This is a genomic window from Pseudoalteromonas shioyasakiensis (assembly GCF_024518675.1).
GTDB lineage: Bacteria > Pseudomonadota > Gammaproteobacteria > Enterobacterales > Alteromonadaceae > Pseudoalteromonas > Pseudoalteromonas shioyasakiensis_B.
On record NZ_JANIGL010000003.1, the window covers coordinates 313,849 to 332,856 of the forward strand.

Genomic DNA, 19,008 nt, shown 5'->3' on the forward strand with positions numbered 1-19,008 from the left:
CCATGAAATTAGTTCTTTAAAATTTAAAATGATTTCGACATTATTAGATTAGCCTATCTAAACTAATCCTGCATTTGTATTTACTCACTATTTAATGCAAACTTAATTTATGCGTGTTTTTGATGACTGTTAAATTGCAAACTGCTTGCCCTAATTGTGACCTTATAATTGATATACCAGCTGTCGATGCCAAACAAGTGGCAGTATGCCCACATTGCCACAGCAAGCTTTGTGCTGCCAATGTAAACTATGACGCCCGAATTGTTGCATTAAGTATTAGTGCGCTATTAATGTTATTAAGCAGCATGTTTTATCCTTTTATTTCATTTAGCAGCAGTGGCATCACACAAACAATTACATTACCTGATGCGGCTAGAATTCTATTTAATTACGATAGCGATTTACTCGGTATTTTTATCGATGTGAGTATTATTGGCTTACCAATGACCTTACTAGCGATATTAATCCCCTTACATTTAGGCCTATTGAAGGTGTTACCCTACGCCATAGCAAAGCGATTACTTAAATTTACCTTAGCACTTGAGCCTTGGATCATGTCTGAAATCTTTTTAATTGGCGTGTTAGTCAGCATGGTAAAAATTATGTCAATGGCCGATATCAGTTTTGGTGTTAGCTTTTGGGCCTATATTGCATTTGTTATTTTTTACATTGCTGCGTTAGCCCACCTTAACCGGGCTCGTTTGTGGGATCAAATACAACCAATAAAAAGTATTGATGAAGCACAGCACAGCCATAGAGCTATCGATAACAACATTAGTGCTTGTCATGTATGTCACCAGCTCTCTAACGACAAATATTGCTCCCGTTGCCACAGCAAAACCCATGTGCGTAACCCGCATAGTATTCAAAAAGCGACTGCATGGCTGCTTACCTCTGTGGCTTGTTATATTCCTGCTAATTTATTCCCAATTATGTATACCACGAGCTTGGGTGACCAGTCTCCTTCAACATTGATCGGCGGTGTTATTGTACTGTGGCAAGCGGGTTCATACCCTATCGCTTTGATCATATTTTTAGCAAGTGTTGTGGTCCCTCTTGCCAAAGCATTAGTGTTATGTTTTTTATGCTACATAGTAAAACAACCCGCTAATAAGCAAACGAAAAGCTACACTAAAGTTTATCAATTAACTGAATTTATTGGTAAATGGTCTATGATTGATGTCTTTGTTGTTGCTATTCTAGTAGCCTTAGTGCAATTGGGTAATTTAATGTCAGTAACGCCCGGTGTTGGTACCGTATTTTTTACAGCCATGGTGCTTAGCCAAATGATGGCTGCCCATGCGTTTGACCCACGGTTACTGTGGGATTCGCCTAATAATGAAAAAAATAGTAATTAGAGATTGCACATGAGTGAAACCGCGACAGTACAAAAAGAACCAAGCATATCAGCTATTTGGATAATTCCTGTGATAGCGCTACTGGTTGGCGCATGGATGCTTTATCAATATCAAGCAAACAAAGGGGCTACAATCTTTATTTCAATGCCTCACGCTGATGGCATTATTGCAGGTAAAACAGAAATAAAAGTACGCAGTGTAAAAATAGGCCAAGTGGATCATGTTCGACTCTCTGATGATAAAAATAGCGTAATAGCCCGTGCGCAAATAGACAAGCACTATGATGGCTTACTGACCGAAGATGCCAATATATGGGTAGTAAAACCGCGCATTGACGAAACTGGTATTAGTGGTATGAGTACCTTGTTATCGGGTGTGTATTTAGAATTCTCCCCTGGCGAAAGTAAAAATACCAAAGAGCGTTTTACTCTGCAAGATGAGCCCGCACTGATTGGTAAAGATGTCAAAGGAGGACGTTTTACTTTATTAAGTTACAACGCCGAAGTACTGGATGTAAGCACCAGTATTTATTTTAAAAACTATAAAATAGGCCAAGTCGAAACGGCAACATTTGACTGGCAAAACCAAGCGATGAAGTACGGTATTTTTATTAACGAACCATACCAAAATTTAATTACGCTCAACTCTATCTTTTGGGTGAATGCCGGTGTTGAAATCGATTTATCTGCCGATGGTATCAATGTCAATACAGGCTCATTAAGCAAACTATTAAAAGGCGGTATTTCTGTTGGTCTTCCAGAGCAACAAGCCCCTGGGGATATAGCACAAGACGGGCATGGCTTTTCATTAAGTAAAAGTTATAAAGATGCACTAGAAGAGCGCTTTTATGACTTTGATTATTACCTAATCGAGTTTGAACAATCCATTCGAGGCTTACGCCCAGGTGCACCCGTTGAATATCGCGGTATGCGTGTGGGGTCGGTAGTTGAAGCGCCATCAAATGTAATGATTGATGGCGTCCCTGCACACTTTAAAACTGATAACACCGCCGTTCCTGTGCTAGTAAAAATTGAATACGGGCGCATATACCATAACAGTGATCAGGCCCGGGAGTTTTGGAAAGGCAGTGTTGAGGGTTGGATTAAAAATGGCCTTCGCGCTTCATTGAAACCTGGTAACTTATTAACGGGTGCAGTCTATGTTGATTTTGATATTTATCATGATGCCCCTCAAGCTGAACTAACAACCGTGTCTCAGTACCAAGTATTCCCGAGTATCTCCAGTGGAATTACAGTGCTAGCAGATCAGGTATCCGATGTACTAAACAAAGTTAATAATTTAAAAATTGAAGATAGCCTAGCTCAAATTGAAAAAACCTTTGCTGATTATCAAGCCTTAGGAAACGAAATGCGCGCGTTGCTAAACCAACAAGATACCCAGAATTTACCTGGCGATATTAATCGTAACTTTGCTGAGATGACCAAGAGTATGCAGCAATTTGATGTCACTATGAAGCAGTTTGAAAAAACCATGGCAAGCTACCAGCAAGGGTCACAATTTCATCATCAATTACAACAAACGCTTTCAGAATTTAAGCGTTTGAGTGAAGAGTTACAACCTCTCACTCGTGGGCTAAACGAACAACCTAATATGTTTATTTTTGATAAATCGTTACCAGCTGATCCAACACCGAGGAAACAATAATGCGCCTTTCATTTATAACTTACGCTCTGGGTGTTTCTGGCATGCTATTATTAACCGCGTGTAGCCAATCGCTAAATGCACCTGTTGAGTATTATCAATTTGAGCAAACTATCAAACCGATGGCAAGAACGAGTGCGACTACGCAGTCACAATTAAGAATCAATACAGTGACATTGCGCGGAGCATTGAATAACCGTGGTATCGCGATGAAGTTAGACAACAACCAAATTTCGGCGGCCAATTACCACCTTTGGAGTGAAGCCCCCGATATAATGTTAACAGCCAGTGCTCACCAAGCCCTATTTAGCGAGCTGTCAAACTGGATGGTAGTAAAAGGGTTACCCGTGATCACCGATACTGATCAGCAAAGCTTTTACGAAATAGAGTACGAAATACATCACTTTTATGGTGACACTTCAGGTAATGCTGATATTTCTGGCTTATGGCGTTTATACCACACCCAATTTGAAACCGGTCGCACCTTAAAAGAAATTCATTATTTTAGCGAAGTAACCCCGTTGGTTGACGACGATTATGAAGGTTTAGTCGCAACGCTCGAGCAGACATGGCAAACGATTAATTTACAAGTCGCAAATCAGCTGCGGGTAATTACAACTCCTTAATATATAGCCAAACAGGCTTGCGATCTTGGCTTACAGTGAGTTCACACTGTTTTGTGAAAGTGAGCTTGTGTAATACCTGTTGCGAAGCACAGTTATCTTTCGTAGTAATAGCGGCTAAAACCCCAAACCTATTACTCATAAGTGTCATCAAACTTTCGCAAGCTTCACTTGCATAACCATTACCTGTAAATTGCGCTAAAAATGCATAGCCAATATCAGGAACTTGTAAATAGTCACGTTTAAACAGCCCCGCCATGCCAATTGGAGTACCATCTCTTAAGGTGACGATATAAGGTCCAAAGCCTTGCTTTTCATGCGCGTCAATAAACGCTGTTTGAATATATTCAGCGGCCTGGTTTTGAGTGTAAATACCTTTATCGGCAATGTATTGATAGAAGCTGGGCTGGTTAAGCAATGCTAAAATAAAATTAGTGTCTGTTAAAAGCCCTGCTCTAATAATCAAGCGACTTGATTTAATGATATTCATGTTAACCCTCAAATAAAAAACCTCGCAAAAAACGAGGCTTAGTATAGTTAACCAGAGTTCTGGTTAGTTATTATTAGCAACAATACACTGCTATTACATAGGGTTTACTTGAACGACCTGTTTCCCTGTAAATCCACCAGCAAGCTGTTTATTAAGTGCAGCAGAAATACTTTGAGCGTCAAAATCCACCAGCAAAATATCTGGAATAACGAGTGAATTATTTGCTGTGCTCTCAAGTAATAAATTGCCCATAAAGCTCATTCGCTGTTGGGCGCATAAACTATTAGCAAGCCATGCCCCGCCCAACGAGACAATACCAATATTTGGTGCACGACGATACATAAGCTCTTGTTCAAATTTAGGTAATGGATTGAGACACGCGATTCGGCCACAAAACCGCATCAATTCAACATTTCTAATTGTCGTCTCACCACCAATTGAATCCAACACAGCATCAAAGCCCTGAGGCCCTAATTCACGACGGATTTTATCAACCAGTTTAGTATCCGTATAATCAAATACCACATCTGCACCCAGTTGTTTAACCAGCTTGTGATTACGTTTACTGGCGGTGGTAAAAACAGTTGCCCCGCGCTGTTTGGCAAATTGAATAGCAAATTGACCCACAGCACCTGCTCCAGCTTCAATTAAAATTGAATCCCCTTCTGCAAGTTGTAATTTATCTAATGCCACTAAAGCTGACATGCCCGCACAAGGTAGCGTTGCGGCATGAAGCGAGTTAACATCATCGGGAATGACAGACACGGCAAAATTAGGGACTTTAACATAGTCTGACAACACCCCTTGCTCACCCACATTGCCATGAAACATCACTCGCGCACCTACACACGGGAATACGCCCTTTTCAGCTTTAACAACTACACCCACCGCATCGAGCCCTAATGTGTGCGGATAGTCCCACTTACAAAAACCCTGCTTGGCAAATTGTGCATCGACTGGGTTTAAGCCCACATACTCCACTTTTATAAGCAGCTCATTGCCCGAAATCTCAGGCACTGGCAGTTCAAGCTCAGATACACTGATCTGCTCATTAGGTTCAAGTAACACAATCGCACGCATAGACGCTGGAATTGTTGATAAAATATCAGTATGTGGCATTAAAAACTCAACTTAACTTAATTAACTAACGCATAGCTCCAACGCCCATTAAACACTTGATAAGTATCAACCTTAGCAAGTAATGATGAAATCGTTGAATCAACCGCATTCTCTTGGGCTATTAAAACATCCTGCCGCGCATCTAACAACTCTAAGTAAGGTATTTGCCCTTCTTGATACATAGCTTGTGCTTGTAAAAAAGCGTTATTTGCATAATTAAAGCGCTCTTTTGCATAGGCATTTTGTTCAGTTTGTTTGACTAATAACTGCAACGATAGTTCACTTTCTGCCATTGCATTAATTACAACGTGTTGATATTGACTAAAGGCAGCTTTGGATAAAAACTGCTGCGCATCTCGCTGAGCGAGTAATGCAGGGTAGCTTAACAATGACCACTTTATTTGTGGTGAAACCTGCCATTGCTGCTGCGTATTTGATAATTGGTTATAGCCTAAACTCACTACCCCTGCAAATGCAGTTAGGCTAATATCAGGTAACAATGTTTTCGTTGCGGCCACACTAAGTGAGTTAGCTTGGCTAAACTCAAATAGTGCACGACTGATATCAGGCCGAAGTGCAATTGCATCACTGGGGCTTGCTAACGAAACTGTAAAATCACGGTTAAATAAACTGAGCTCTTCTTGAATTGTCAGTTCACTCGATAATTGACCTGTCAGAACAGCTAACGCCGATAAATCACGAAACTGCGCATATTCAATTTCAGGTAACAAAGATTGTTGCTGCTTAAGCTGTGCTAAAGTACGGTTTAAATCAAGTTCATTGGCAACGCCCTCTTCAACCCGAGCTTTAAGAACAGCAATACTTTGCTGTAACGCATCAATTTGTAAATTAATGATTTGCTGCTTTTGTTTATTGCCTTGGTAGCTAACAAAACCCTTAGCGACAGACGATACAACTTCTATGTGTAACAGTCTAACTTGCTCTGCTTGGCTCATTGCTCCTGCGTTTGCAGCATCAACAAGCGCAGTGACTTTGCCGAATAAATCAACTTGCCAGTCTAGGTTAACCGTCGCTTGCGACTGGCGAGATTGCACATTACCAAGGCTCGAACGCGTTGTATCAATACTCACATTACCCTGTGGCAAATACTCCGAGCGCTGAGCTCCCAAACGTGCTAAAGCACTTTGCAGCTGTAATTGACTGGTTTTTAAATTATGGTTGCTAGCACGTGCTTTAACGACTAATTCATTTAATTGCGCTGAATCTAATTGCTGCCACCACGTAAGCTCATCAGTGCCTTGTAATTGCGATGCTATTTGCGTTTGCGCTACAAATGATTGTAAATCAGCTTGGTATTGCTGCTCATCAATTTTGCTGGCGCAACCGCTTAACAAACCCGCTATTGCAACAGCGGCTAACGTTAACTTACTCATTAATTTGCTCCTGTTGTTGAACTTTACGGGTTTTAGTTACCAAAATATAAAATACCGGCGTGAATAATAAGCCAAAGACTGTTACCCCAATCATGCCTGAGAAAACCGCATTACCCATTGCATGACGCATTTCAGCACCCGCTCCTGTGGCTAATACCAGCGGAATAACACCCGCAGTAAACGCAATTGAAGTCATTAAGATCGGGCGTAAGCGCATGCGGCACGCCTCTACTATGGCATCAAAATGGCTCATGTTTTGTTTCGTTTTATCTCTGGCAAATTCAACCATTAAAATGGCATTTTTAGACGCAAGCGCAACAAGTACGATTAATGCGATTTGGGTGAAAATATTGTTATCATCTCCCACTAACCACACCCCCATTAATGCAGAGAAAATAGTCATCGGCACAATTAAAATAATAGCCAAAGGTAAGCGTAAACTCTCATAGGTCGCAGCAAGTACCATAAACACTAATAACACCACTAACGGAAATACATACACCATGGTATTACCCGCTAAGATTTGCTGGAATGTTACCTCAGTCCACTCGTATTCAATACCTGTCGGTAATGTATCTGCTAAAATAGCTTCAATTGCATATTGCGCTTGATCAGAGCTATAACCTGGCGCAGGGTTGCCGTTAAGTTCAGCACTTGGGTAGCCGTTGTAATGCATCACACGATCAGGGCCAATAGTTGGGGTTACCGTCAATACTGAACCTAGCGGCACCATGTTACCTCGGCTGTTACGCACTTTAAGATTTAGTATTTGTTCAGGGTCTAATCGGTAATCAGCATCGGCTTGGGCATTCACTTGGTATGTGCGACCAAATAAATTAAAGTCATTTACATACATAGAGCCCAGGTAAACTTGCAATGCATTAAACACTTCATCTAAAGGAATACCTTGGATCAATGCTTGTTCGCGGTCAATGTCAATATCCATCTGCGGCACTTGAATTCTAAAGCTAGAGTACAAGCCCATAAGTGCAGGGTCTTGTTGCGCTTTACCAATGACAGCTTGTAAGCTATTAAATAATGCTTCGAAGCCTTTGTTACCTCGATCTTCAATTTGTAATTTAAAACCGCCTGTTGTACCTAACCCTTGGATCGGTGGCGGTGGGAACACTGCCACAAACGCTTCGTCTATAGCTGCAAAACGCTGGTTTAATTGCGCAGCAATAGCCATTGCCGATTGACTTGGATCAGTACGTTCACTAAATGCTTCAAGGGGAGTAAATACAATGGCGCTATTTGGGCTATTCGTAAAACCATTAACCGAAAGCCCAGGAAACGCAACAGTGTTAGCAACTCCAGGCACCTTTAGTGCAATTTCTTGCATTTGTTTTACCACATTTTGAGTACGATCAAGGCTCGCTGCATCTGGTAATTGAGCAATCGCCACAAGGTACTGTTTATCTTGTGCGGGTATAAAACCGCCCGGTACCGCATCAAACAGCTTTATTGTACCGCCAAGTAAAGCAACATACACCACCATAACAATAACGCTCATACGCATTAATTTTTGTACTAATTTTTGATAACCATTAGCGCCACGGTCAAATACGCGGTTGAACGGCTTAAATAACCAGCGACCGAATAAACGGTTTAATAAACGCGTCAATGCATCAGGTTTTGCATCGTGGCTTTTCAGTAATAAAGCAGATAAAGCCGGAGACAGGGTTAATGAGTTAAATGCCGATATAACAGTTGAAATAGTGATTGTTAACGCAAACTGTTTGTAAAACTGACCTGATAGGCCACTGATGAACGCCGTCGGAATAAACACTGCACATAGAACCAAGGCAATGGCAATAATAGGGCCTGTAACTTCTGTCATGGCTACGCGTGTAGCCTCGAGCGGTGATAAACCTTGTTCAATATTTCGCTCAACATTTTCTACCACGACTATTGCATCATCAACGACAATACCTATTGCCAGCACTAAGCCAAATAGTGATAGAGTATTAATTGAGACACCCAGCCACTGCATTACGGCAAAGGTACCAACTAATGAGACAGGCACAGCAATTAACGGGATAATAGAAGCGCGCCAAGTTTGTAAAAATAGCACCACCACAATCACAACTAACGCTACCGCTTCAAGTAAAGTCGTAATAACCGCATCAATTGAGCCACGCACAAACACGGTAGGGTCATAAACGATGTCGTACTCCACTCCCGATGGAAAATCTTTCGACAAACGAACCATGGTCTCTCGTACTTGATCTGACAGCTCAATTGCGTTTGAACCTGGGCGTTGAAAAATAGGCATTGCTAATGCTGGCTGGTTATTCAGTTCAGCACGTAATGAATAGGTATTCTGACCTAAATCCAAGCGCGCAACATCACTTAAACGTGTTAACTGCCCCTGCTCACCCACTTTAATAATAACGTGTTCAAATTCTTCAACACTATTTAAGCGGCCTTTTACATTCAATAATACTTGGAACTGGCTATCTGTTGATGCAGGTTGCGCGCCTAAGCTACCCGCCGCAACCTGTTGGTTTTGAGCGCGAAGTGCCGTGACAACATCCATAGCAGTCAAGTCTCGTGCCGCTAATGCATCTGGATTTAGCCATACCCGCATAGAGTATTGACCACCACCAAACAGTTGCACATCACCTACCCCGGCTAAACGGGCTATTTGATCTTTAATGTACAGATCGGCATAGTTAGATAAATAGGCTGTATCGTGTGTTTTCTCAGGTGAATATAAGTGCACAACCATGGTGAGATCTGGCGATGATTTTTCAGCTACCACACCTAAGCGTTGTACTTCCTCTGGTAAACGAGGTAGCGCGCTGTTAACACGGTTTTGCACTTGTACTTGAGCGCGATCTAAATCAGTGCCCAGCGCAAAAGTAACTGTTAAGGTCATGCGGCCATCACTAGTTGCTTGAGAAAACATATATAACATGTTTTCTGTGCCGTTAATTTCTTGCTCAAGCGGCGTAGCCACTGTTTGTGCAATAACGGTAGGGTTTGCTCCGGGGTAGTTCGCCGTTACAACTACGGTCGGCGGCACCACCTCAGGGTACTCACTGACCGGTAATTGAAACAGTGAAATTGCCCCTGCGATTAAAATCACCAGCGACAACATGGCTGCAAATATTGGACGCTGTATAAAAAAGTGTGAAAATTTCATTGCTCGCCCTACTTCTTAGCCATTAATAGATGAGAAGCGGCTGGTTTTAAAGTAAACGCAACACCTGAGGTATCCAGCTCCACACTGTTTGGCGCAATTGGCATACCTGGCCCCACTCGAGCAGGTCCATTCACGGCGATAACATCAAAGCCTGACAATCCTGAAGTGATCACTCTAAAGCGACCATAACGTTCACCAACCGTGACTAACTTATATTCTAAAATATCGTTTTCGCCGACGGTTAATACAAAACGGTTTTTCAAATCTGTACCAATCGCTCTGTCTGGAACAATAATATGCTCTTGCACTTCATTTGCAGCCAATTTAATACGCGCAAACGAGCCTGCACGTAGTGGTGATTTTTGTTGATCAAAACGTGCACGTACACGAAGGGTACCCGTTGCAACATTGATTTGATTATCAATAAAGTCAATGTACCCGCTGTGTTCAAACGCTTTCTGTCCAACTTTCTGCATCACTACTTGCTGTTTATCTGAACTTGTCACATCACTGAATGCGCTATTCCAAGTACGCTCATCTACATCAAAATACGCGTACATAGTTTTATTAGACACGATAGAGGTTAAAACAGATTGACCTGCAAGTACGTTATTACCTTTGGTTATATTGGCGCGAGACACAATACCGTCAATAGGTGAACGTATTTGGGTAAATTCTAAGTCTAATTTAGCTGACGTTAATTGTGCTTCATAAGCTGATAATTGCGCTTTACGTTGATGCAAAGTCGAAGTACGTGATTCAGCTTGCTCTGTTGAAATTGCTTTTCGTTGTGTTAAACGTTCGGCTCTTTTTGCTTCACTTTGTGCCTGCTCCAATGCAGCTTGCGCACTGGCTACTTGCGCTTCTAGGCTGGCAACCACTGCAGCATACGGACGTGCGTCTAATTCAAACAGTAAGTCACCTTTTTTAACCACATCACCTTCGGTAAAGGTGATTTTTTCTATCACACCTGACACCCGCGGCATTAGCGATACCTCTTCAGGTGCCTCTAAGCGTGTAGTATAAGTGTGCCAACTTTGTACTGGCTTTGTTATCACTGTTGCCACATCTATTGCTTGTAAGTGTTGTTGATTGGCCTGTTGGCCTGGTTCTTCAGCACAACCAACAAGGGTCAATGAAACCCCTAAGATTGCTGTAGCGATTAAGTGCTTGTTCATGTCGACGCTCCTCCATTTAGTATATTTTTATGGTACGGAACAAACATGCGGACAAAAACCATAGATTTTTAAATTCATTAATGCCAATATGGCATCAATAAGCTTTGTTTGGGTAAATTATGGATACTACGAGTCGGTTATTAATGTTGTTAGAAGTCGTAGAACGCGGCTCATTTGCTAAAGCCGCTGAGACGCGAAATATCGACCGTTCAGTGATCTCGAAACAAATAAGCCGGTTAGAAGATGATTTAGGGGTACGCTTATTAAACAGAACAACCCGATCATTTTCATTAACAGCCGCAGGTGCTGAGATGATCAAAAAAGCGGCTGAGCTGAGGGAGCTTTTGGCTGATACTGTTCGCCTTGCTGAGAATTATCACCAAGAACCTCGAGGTGTCTTGAAAATAACCTCCTCTACCATTATTGGCCGGCGTTACCTACAACCCGTGATCAATGACTTTCAAAAACGTTTCCCTCAAGTTGAGGTAGAACTGAGACTCGATGATAAATTAGTTGATTTAGTCTCTGAAGGATTTGATTTAGCTTTTCGCGTAGGTGAACCGAAAGATTCATCGCTTATTGCGCGTAAAATTGCCCGTAACAGGTTACTGTTATTAGCAGCACCAGAATTTATAAATACCTATGGCATGCCAAAATCTATTGATGATCTCGCTGACTTACCTGCTGCCAGTTATTCGAGTACATCCCTGCGAGTGGATGGGATCCGGTATATTGATCATCAAGGCGATATCCAAGAACAAAAAATAAAAAGTGTATTTAGAGCAAATGATGCTGAAGTGTTAGTAGAAAAAACCCTATCAGGTACCACTTATGTACTGGCGCCGGCGTTCATTATTGGCGATGAGATCAAATCAGGCCGCTTAATCCCCTTACTTACAGATGTAAACTTAGCCCAATACAGTGCAATGTACGCTGTTTATCCTCATCGAGATTTACCTGTTAGAACCCGCCTATTCTTTGATGCAGTTAAAGAGTATATAGGGAAGGATATTCCTCTTTGGGAGAAAAACATTCCTGACTTTGAGCAAATGTATACCAGCCGTTAGCAGGCACTTTCGAGCTTGGTTTGGCACTCAGTGGTGTCTATAACAACTTGATTTCGCCCGTTACGTTTAGCTTGGTATAGTTTTTCATCCGCTGTTTTTATAGTCTGCTTAAGCGTTTGCCCAGGCTGATACTTCGCAACGCCGATACTCACTGTTAAAGAGATCTTATGCCCTTCAATTATAAATTCATGTGCAGCCAAACTACTGCATAGCAATTGAGCTGTGTTTGTAGCGCAAGTTAAAGAGCTCGAGGGAGCTAAGATTGCAAACTCTTCTCCACCAATTCTAAACACTTTGCCTTTAGTCAGTTTGCTCTTCAATAATTCAGTCACAGCAATCAAAACCCGATCACCCACAGCATGGCCATACTTATCATTAACGTGTTTGAAAAAATCCAAATCCAAAATCATGGTGAATAAGCCATGTTTGTCTTGTAATTCAATTTCAAAAAATTGGTTCATTGCCAGTCGGTTGCCCACGCCAGTCAAAGGATCGAGTACGGCTAAATTATGTAGCCGCGTGTATGAGTCTTCACGGCTATTTTCAAATACATGAGCAACAACCCAAATAGCGATATAACTTAAAGATAAATTTAAAGTTAGGTTAATAGTCGCAAAAGGTAAGATGTCATTTTTTGCCCATAAAGCGATAAACTCTGATATCAATAGCGTGGCGGATAGTATAATTCCCCAGCGTGCGCCAAGTAATAAATAATATAATACAGGCAAAGCAAGCATCCACACGAACAGAGCATGCTTCATTGCGGAAAGATAACTCCCCAAAACCACCAAAAAGGTAATACAGAGGCAAATACTCAGCGGTTGCCAAGATTGCAGTCGCGTTTTCGATATACAAATAAATACAGCCAAGCAATAGGCCGCAAACATGCCTTCCAGCACGCCTAACACGATAAAGTCGTTAATAAATATATTAAAGTAGGTAAAAGCTGCTGATAAAATAGCCAAACACAAGCACATCCATTTCAGTACTTTTGTTCTTAGCAGCAGGGTACTATTTAAAGCTGTAATATCCATCAAAAGGCTTAATATTTTAATTACTAACTACAAGTGTAAACTGAATTAGTTTTATCTCAAGCGTAAAAATGTGTACAAGCCTATAAAACTATGGGTTTGATACACTCTTAATTGATATTAGTCAGTGAGTAAATCATCTATTTGTTCAATCATCTGCGCAAATTTCTCATTTGCGTGGTTAATTTGCTTAGCTGTTAAGCTACCTCTTAGCTCAACAAGTAAATTAGCATAGAGCGCTAAGTTTTGTTGATCTATGTGGATAAGCTCTGCACTCATAAATGCCTGACGTTGTGTAATGATACGCGCCATGCTTTGTGCAAATTCACCTGCTGTTATTGCCTGATCAGAAAATGCGACGGTTAAAGCATCAAGACGTGTTTGTTTATATTGCTGCCATAATTTAAAACTTGATATATGGTTATTATTTGCAACAGTAATTAGTGTTACTTGCTGCTGCGATAACTTACCTAACCACTCTTCATACCTTTCAATCTGCTCTTCTAACCGCTCGGCTTTTCTTTTTTGTTCACTTTGCTGCTCATACTCCTGCTGCTCTTCACGCATAGTCTCGCTAATGGCTGCAATAAATTGCTGGCGTTGCTCGGCATCCAATGAGCTAGCGATTTCAATAACCGGATTCGCTATTTTATTGACGAGTGTCTGCCAGTGGCCTTTTGAAATAGTAAAATGTGAAATTAGCTGGGCTTTAGAGGGCGATCCTGCTAATAACTGCTGTAACTTAATGAGATCTGCCTTGTACAGGGGTAACTGTGTTTTGCGGTGCCAATCACGGGTTTCTTTGATCAAATTTTTTACTGTCTGCTCCTGTTGCTTATTTAAATCAACATAATCATCAATCCAGAAGCCAGACAACCAACCTATATTATTATAGGTAAAACTGGCTGAGCAGCCACTAAGCAATAGAGTTAAAACCACTAACAGCCCTGCTTTTAAATTAAATTTATTATTATTTTTAAACATTTAAAACCCAGTTTTAAGTATCTTTTAGCTAACGTTAATCAACTTCTTACGAACTGTAAATAACTGATTTAGAGATAAATGAAAATAATTATCAGTTACCCATTGACGCACAGTTAAAACTAAGTAATAATCGTTCGCATCAACAAGAATTAAGCCCGTATATTAAGTATCAGTACATGATATACCTAACAGGCAGAACCGACCTCAGTGCCTAGGGAAGAATAACCAGTAAGGATGCTGGACCCTAATTCAAGTTGATGGAGATGGTGATTCTCTATTAAAACGATTTACTCGACCCAAAACGTTTTATCAAAACACACTTACTTGCTACATTGCTCATATCGGTGACGGTTGATATGAAATCGAAAAGCCCCTCAGGGGCTTTTTTTATTGCTTTAAATTTTCTGTAATATCTGTATCTTATCCACATTATTCTGATTGTTAGTTGTAATCTTGGGTTTTACCTCGCTTAGAGCTAAAATTAAACAGTTAAAATTGATTGGAGGTCTTGTCATGTGGCAGCCTAAATTAAAAGCATTGTTATTATTCGCAACCTTAGGCTTATCTAGTATGAGCCACGCAGGTTTAGATGAAGGTATTAAAGCAGCAAATGAAGGTCAGTTCGAAGAAGCCTTGAAAGAATTTAACTACCTTGCTGACAAGGGTTATGCCCCGGGTATGTATGAACTCGCTAAACTCTATGAAGGCGGTCACGGCGTTACCAAAAACTATCGCAAAGCCGCTAGCTTGTATCAGCAAGCAGTAAAAAAACGTCACGTCGATTCTATGTTTGCTCTTGCTGTCTTATATGATGAAGGCAAAGGCGTAAAACTCGATAAACAAATGGCGGTATCATTATTTAATCAAGCTGCTGATAAAAATATGCCAGCAGCGCAGTTTAATTTGGGTGTGATGTACGCCAATGGCGATGGTGTAGAGCAAGATTATAAACAAGCAATGAAATGGTACGAGAAGGCAGCTGGTAATAATTACTCTTTAGCTCAATTTAACATGGCATTGATGTATTTCGAAGGCTTAGGTGTAGAGAAAAGTGTTGAAAAGTCGTATATCTGGAATACTGTGGCTGAATTTAATGGTAATTTAAACGCAAGCCACAGCCGCAAGTTAGATGAACGAAAAATGCTACCCGCAGAGATCATAGAAGCAAAAGAAAAAGCAAATGAACTATATGAGCGTATTCAAGCTGGGCTATATGGCGGTGAAGGACGGCTTTATTAATAATTCACTGATTTTACTTAACCTGAACCCTGGTTACTTACGTCTTAAGGGCGTAAGTACAACCACTTAAGTGCTTTGACTAATAACTTATTATGTGACAATAGCAAGTTCAGCCTTGGGTTAAATTTACCTGTTTGTAGCTTGTTGCGTGCGTGACTAAAGGTGATAAAACCTTCTTTACCGTGGTAATTACCCATACCTGACTCCCCCACCCCTCCAAATGGCACATCATCTGCTGTCACTTGCAACAAAGTATCATTAACGGCAAAAGTACCACTTTGTGTACCTTTCTCAATATCTTGAATTAATTGAGTATTAGAACCAATAACATATAAAGCTAATGGGTGTGGACGCGCATTTATATATGATACAACCTCACAGATATTGTCATATTCTAGTATAGGTAGAATAGGGCCAAATATTTCCTCTTGCATCACGCTCATTGTATTATCAACATGCGTGACTAGATGTAGCCCCATGCGATGCTTTGCTTCATCGGCCATGTTTTCTTCAAGGGGCTTAACAACTTGAGCACCCTTACTGTTTGCATCATCAAGCAAGGCTGATAAACGGGAGAAATGTTGAGAGCTAATGACCGATGTCATATTTTTCTCTTCTACACCTTGCGGGTAATATTTTTTATATAACGTACATAAACTATGAATAAGTTGATGGTGCAACTGTTTTGGCACAAATACATAATCAGGTGCAACGCAAATTTGACCTGCGTTGGACATTTTGCCAAACAAAATAGTTTTAGCGGCTTTGGTTATATCTGCGTCAGCGGTAATTATAACCGGAGACTTACCACCTAACTCAAGGCTAACTGGGGTTAAATTTTCACTAGCAGCCGCCATAACATGGCGCCCCACATTAGTAGATCCAGTGAAGAACAAATGAGCAAATGGTAGGCGAGAAAACTGCTGACTTAATTGTGCCTCCCCTTCAATAACGGTGCAGTGATCAGCAAGTTCTTCTGTAAATAATTGTTTAAGAACTTGATTGGTACTGGGCGTAAATTCACTGAGCTTTAATAAAACACGGTTGCCAGCAGCAAGCGCGGTGATAACCGGTACTAACGCCAATTGAATGGGATAATTCCAAGGGGAAATAACGCCTACCACCCCTTTAGGTTGGTAACTAACAGACACTTTTGAGGGGGCTAAACTCATTCCCGCCTGACGGGGCGAGTCTTTAACCCATTTAGGCAAATGCTTTATTGTGTGAGTTATTGCTTTGACACTAGGCAATAAATCCCCCATTACAGTGTCAAAAGCAGTACGGTAACCAAAATCTTTCGACGTTGCAGCAATCAAATCACTTTCGAGCGTAATCAGTTTGCGTCTTAATAATTTTAGTAAACGAATACGCTCTGCAATTGCTAAATAAGGGGTCTCTTTAAAGCGTTGTTGCATCTGTTCAAAGTGAGGGATTAATTCACAAGCCAAACTTGTTTCAGCTGTATTCTCAGTCAAAAGCATACCCATCAATAAAAATTAATAAGTACCCACTATAACCATGTTTGATGGCAGGAGCAATAAAGAGTCTTTATACCACTACACCTAAGCTCAACTATATAACTTAATGATTTAAGAGTTAAATAACAATGAGCTTAACTATAGTATGAATGGGGAAATTATAAATACATGTTCTAGCTTATATCAGTGTGTATTATTTTAAAATTTCAGCAAATACTGTAATGAAACTTCTCTAGATACCCCTGCAACAGCGCCGTCAGCGACCCGAGGATCAAAGCTACTATAGTGTTTATCTAAAATGTTATTAATCTTTAAAGTAACACTGCTTTGCTGATCTAAGCTAAAACGAGCGGTAGTACCAAATATGGTATAACTTGGCTGAGTGAACTGGGTGAAGTTAACATTCGTTGCGTTGATTTCGTCACGCCATATACTATTTAAACTCAATAACCAAGCATCAAATTCATAACTTGCTAGTAAGCTAGCAAAACGCTTAAAAGTCGGTTTAATAGGCTCATCAAAATATTGTGTGTATGTCATCGTTACATTAAAGTCAGAGCTTATTTGCCAGCTACTATCAAACTCAATACCACGGTTGGTATCGTCAAGCTGATTTGCAAATGTAAACATGTTTGTGTTCGATTCGTGAGGGACCGTTGTAATAAAGTCATGCAGCTGGTTGAAGAAAAATACCGTGTTAAAATGCCAATCAGCGGCTTGATAGCGCCATATTAACTCAGTGGTTTTTACATATTCTGAGTTTAACTCCGGATTTCCTACTGTTACGTCGTCATCAGAATATAACTCGTTTGTTACTGGCGTTCTAAAAGATTCCCCATACTGCAATTTCAATGTACTAGCTGCAGATGGTTGATAAATAGCAGCAATACGCGGCGACAATTTACTATCTATATTTTTCACATCATCATAGCGTCCACCAAGAAACAAGGTAAACTCAGATGAAAATGGAATTTTTAATTGCGTATACCCGCTTTGCGTTTCGAATCGAGTCTTCAAGTTTAAGAATGGCGTATAATTTTTTATAGTGGTGATTTCACCTAGATAAAAAGCATCTTCAACCACAATTGCAGCCGTGTCCGGGTCATAATAATTAGTTCGTACATCAGCCCCGATTTGCTTTGCTCTTAAATATTCATACCCTGCATTTATTACCCAATCGTTCTCAAATTGATGGCTGTAATCAATATTAAAATTTAGATTCGTTGTGTGCCAATCAGGGCCGATAAAAAAATCATTCACTGCAGCAGGGTTTTCTAGTCCTGATAAAACCATTCCAGCGCTGGATATTTTATGATCTGCATAGGCCACTTTTGTAACAAGATTAGTTTCATCACTTTCGAGCCATTGATATGCTAAAGAAACAAAGGTGTTTTCACTAGTATGCTGATTTTGCTTAGAATAGCCCGCTAAATTTAAAAACTCATCAAGTTCAACTTTATTATAACGTGCTCTTATTTTCGCCTTTGCAACATCTAATCCCAACTCGACATAAGTAGATTGCAGTGGATCATTTACTCCTTGCGGATAGGATTCGCCTTCCTTTTGTGTAAATGAAAATGCGGTATAGCCACTTATCAGTTCATTAAATTGGTGCTGTCCATTAAAAGACGCAGCATATTTGTCATTGGAAGCAACTGTTGCTGACACTTCATTATCAGTTTGTTTAGTCACGATGTTCATCACACCAATAAATGCATTGCTACCATACAAAGCAGATCCCGGTCCACGAATAAACTCAACTTTATCAATTACCTCAACCGGAATAAATGGCATATAAACAGAGGCTTTACCAAACGAGGACTCATTAACTCGCTCTCCATTTATCATCACTAAAATATTACCGCTATCGAGGTAAACACCACGCGCATGGTCTTTTGGTACAGCTCCCACCCAATCGCCACGTGTCGATTGCATACCTGGTACGAAATTCATTAATTCATAGGCACTGTCAACACCCAATAAGTTAATTGTTTTACGGTTAAAAACAGTGATGGTTGAGGGGGCTGTAGCGATTGTTTCTGAAGTCTTAGACGCGATATCAATTTGAACTTCGAGTAAGTCTTCAAAACTCATAGAGAACAAATCGTCAGATTCAGCGGCAAATGTGGGTGTGCTGAAACACAAAAAGATACAAAAAGAATGCTTTAGAGTCATTACGCCGCTTTACACCTTGTATTTATATTGAATTAGTTAAACAAACTATTATTATCAATATT

At 40.5% G+C, this 19,008-nt stretch carries 14 protein-coding genes; 5 read left to right on the forward strand and 9 right to left on the reverse strand.

Annotated features, from left to right (window positions below; all coding sequences use genetic code 11):
* Positions 1-134 precede the first annotated feature (134 nt).
* Genes NQT69_RS10900 through NQT69_RS10910 form a run of 3 tightly spaced genes read left to right on the forward strand, consistent with a single transcriptional unit; the run spans position 135 to position 3,646 of the window.
* On the forward strand, positions 135-1,358 hold the full coding sequence (locus NQT69_RS10900; protein ID WP_256828062.1) for a paraquat-inducible protein A: 1,224 nt from the start codon (positions 135-137) through the stop codon (positions 1,356-1,358).
* Positions 1,359-1,367: 9 nt separating this feature from the next.
* A complete protein-coding gene (gene pqiB / locus NQT69_RS10905; RefSeq protein ID WP_256827697.1) occupies positions 1,368-3,023 on the forward strand; it encodes an intermembrane transport protein PqiB in 1,656 nt (551 codons plus the stop codon).
* Positions 3,023-3,646 (forward strand): PqiC family protein, encoded by a 624-nt coding sequence (locus NQT69_RS10910; protein ID WP_256827698.1) that lies wholly within the window; start codon positions 3,023-3,025, stop codon positions 3,644-3,646. The genes pqiB and NQT69_RS10910 overlap by 1 nt, the downstream gene beginning before the upstream one ends.
* Here NQT69_RS10910 and NQT69_RS10915 read toward each other — a convergent pair.
* From NQT69_RS10915 to NQT69_RS10935, 5 genes are all read right to left on the reverse strand, one after another.
* On the reverse strand, positions 3,633-4,133 hold the full coding sequence (locus tag NQT69_RS10915) for a GNAT family N-acetyltransferase (protein ID WP_256827699.1): 501 nt from the start codon (positions 4,131-4,133) through the stop codon (positions 3,633-3,635). The genes NQT69_RS10910 and NQT69_RS10915 overlap by 14 nt on opposite strands.
* A gap of 93 nt (positions 4,134-4,226) precedes the next feature.
* Positions 4,227-5,252 carry a zinc-binding dehydrogenase gene (locus NQT69_RS10920; protein WP_256827700.1) on the reverse strand — a complete coding sequence of 342 codons (1,026 nt, stop codon included), beginning with the start codon at positions 5,250-5,252 and terminating at the stop codon, positions 4,227-4,229.
* 17 nt (positions 5,253-5,269) lie between these two features.
* Positions 5,270-6,646 carry a TolC family protein gene (locus tag NQT69_RS10925; protein ID WP_256827701.1) on the reverse strand — a complete coding sequence of 459 codons (1,377 nt, stop codon included), beginning with the start codon at positions 6,644-6,646 and terminating at the stop codon, positions 5,270-5,272.
* On the reverse strand, positions 6,639-9,794 hold the full coding sequence (locus NQT69_RS10930) for an efflux RND transporter permease subunit (protein ID WP_256827702.1): 3,156 nt from the start codon (positions 9,792-9,794) through the stop codon (positions 6,639-6,641). Before NQT69_RS10930 ends, NQT69_RS10925 begins: the two co-directional genes overlap by 8 nt.
* A gap of 8 nt (positions 9,795-9,802) precedes the next feature.
* Positions 9,803-10,972, reverse strand: coding sequence for an efflux RND transporter periplasmic adaptor subunit (locus NQT69_RS10935; RefSeq protein WP_256827703.1), 1,170 nt, complete (start codon positions 10,970-10,972; stop codon positions 9,803-9,805).
* Positions 10,973-11,091: 119 nt separating this feature from the next.
* Between NQT69_RS10935 and NQT69_RS10940 the strand changes: the two genes are divergently transcribed.
* Positions 11,092-12,039: a LysR family transcriptional regulator gene (locus tag NQT69_RS10940; protein ID WP_256827704.1), complete on the forward strand. Its 948-nt coding sequence runs from the start codon at positions 11,092-11,094 to the stop codon at positions 12,037-12,039.
* On the opposite strand, the gene NQT69_RS10945 is transcribed toward NQT69_RS10940, so the two are convergent.
* Together NQT69_RS10945 and NQT69_RS10950 are read right to left on the reverse strand one after the other, a co-directional pair.
* Positions 12,036-13,073: a GGDEF domain-containing protein gene (locus NQT69_RS10945; RefSeq protein ID WP_256827705.1), complete on the reverse strand. Its 1,038-nt coding sequence runs from the start codon at positions 13,071-13,073 to the stop codon at positions 12,036-12,038. The genes NQT69_RS10940 and NQT69_RS10945 overlap by 4 nt on opposite strands.
* Before the next feature lie 117 nt (positions 13,074-13,190).
* A complete protein-coding gene (locus NQT69_RS10950) occupies positions 13,191-14,054 on the reverse strand; it encodes a DUF6279 family lipoprotein (protein WP_256827706.1) in 864 nt (287 codons plus the stop codon).
* Positions 14,055-14,567: 513 nt separating this feature from the next.
* Between NQT69_RS10950 and NQT69_RS10955 the strand changes: the two genes are divergently transcribed.
* The gene (locus tag NQT69_RS10955; RefSeq protein ID WP_256827707.1) at positions 14,568-15,293 is read left to right on the forward strand and encodes a tetratricopeptide repeat protein; all 726 of its coding nucleotides are present in this window, start codon (positions 14,568-14,570) and stop codon (positions 15,291-15,293) included.
* 44 nt (positions 15,294-15,337) lie between these two features.
* On the opposite strand, the gene NQT69_RS10960 is transcribed toward NQT69_RS10955, so the two are convergent.
* Complete coding sequence (locus tag NQT69_RS10960) at positions 15,338-16,774, reverse strand: coniferyl aldehyde dehydrogenase (protein ID WP_256827708.1); 1,437 nt, start codon at positions 16,772-16,774, stop codon at positions 15,338-15,340.
* Positions 16,775-16,969: 195 nt separating this feature from the next.
* Positions 16,970-18,946, reverse strand: coding sequence for a TonB-dependent receptor (locus NQT69_RS10965; RefSeq protein ID WP_256827709.1), 1,977 nt, complete (start codon positions 18,944-18,946; stop codon positions 16,970-16,972).
* Positions 18,947-19,008: the final 62 nt, after the last annotated feature.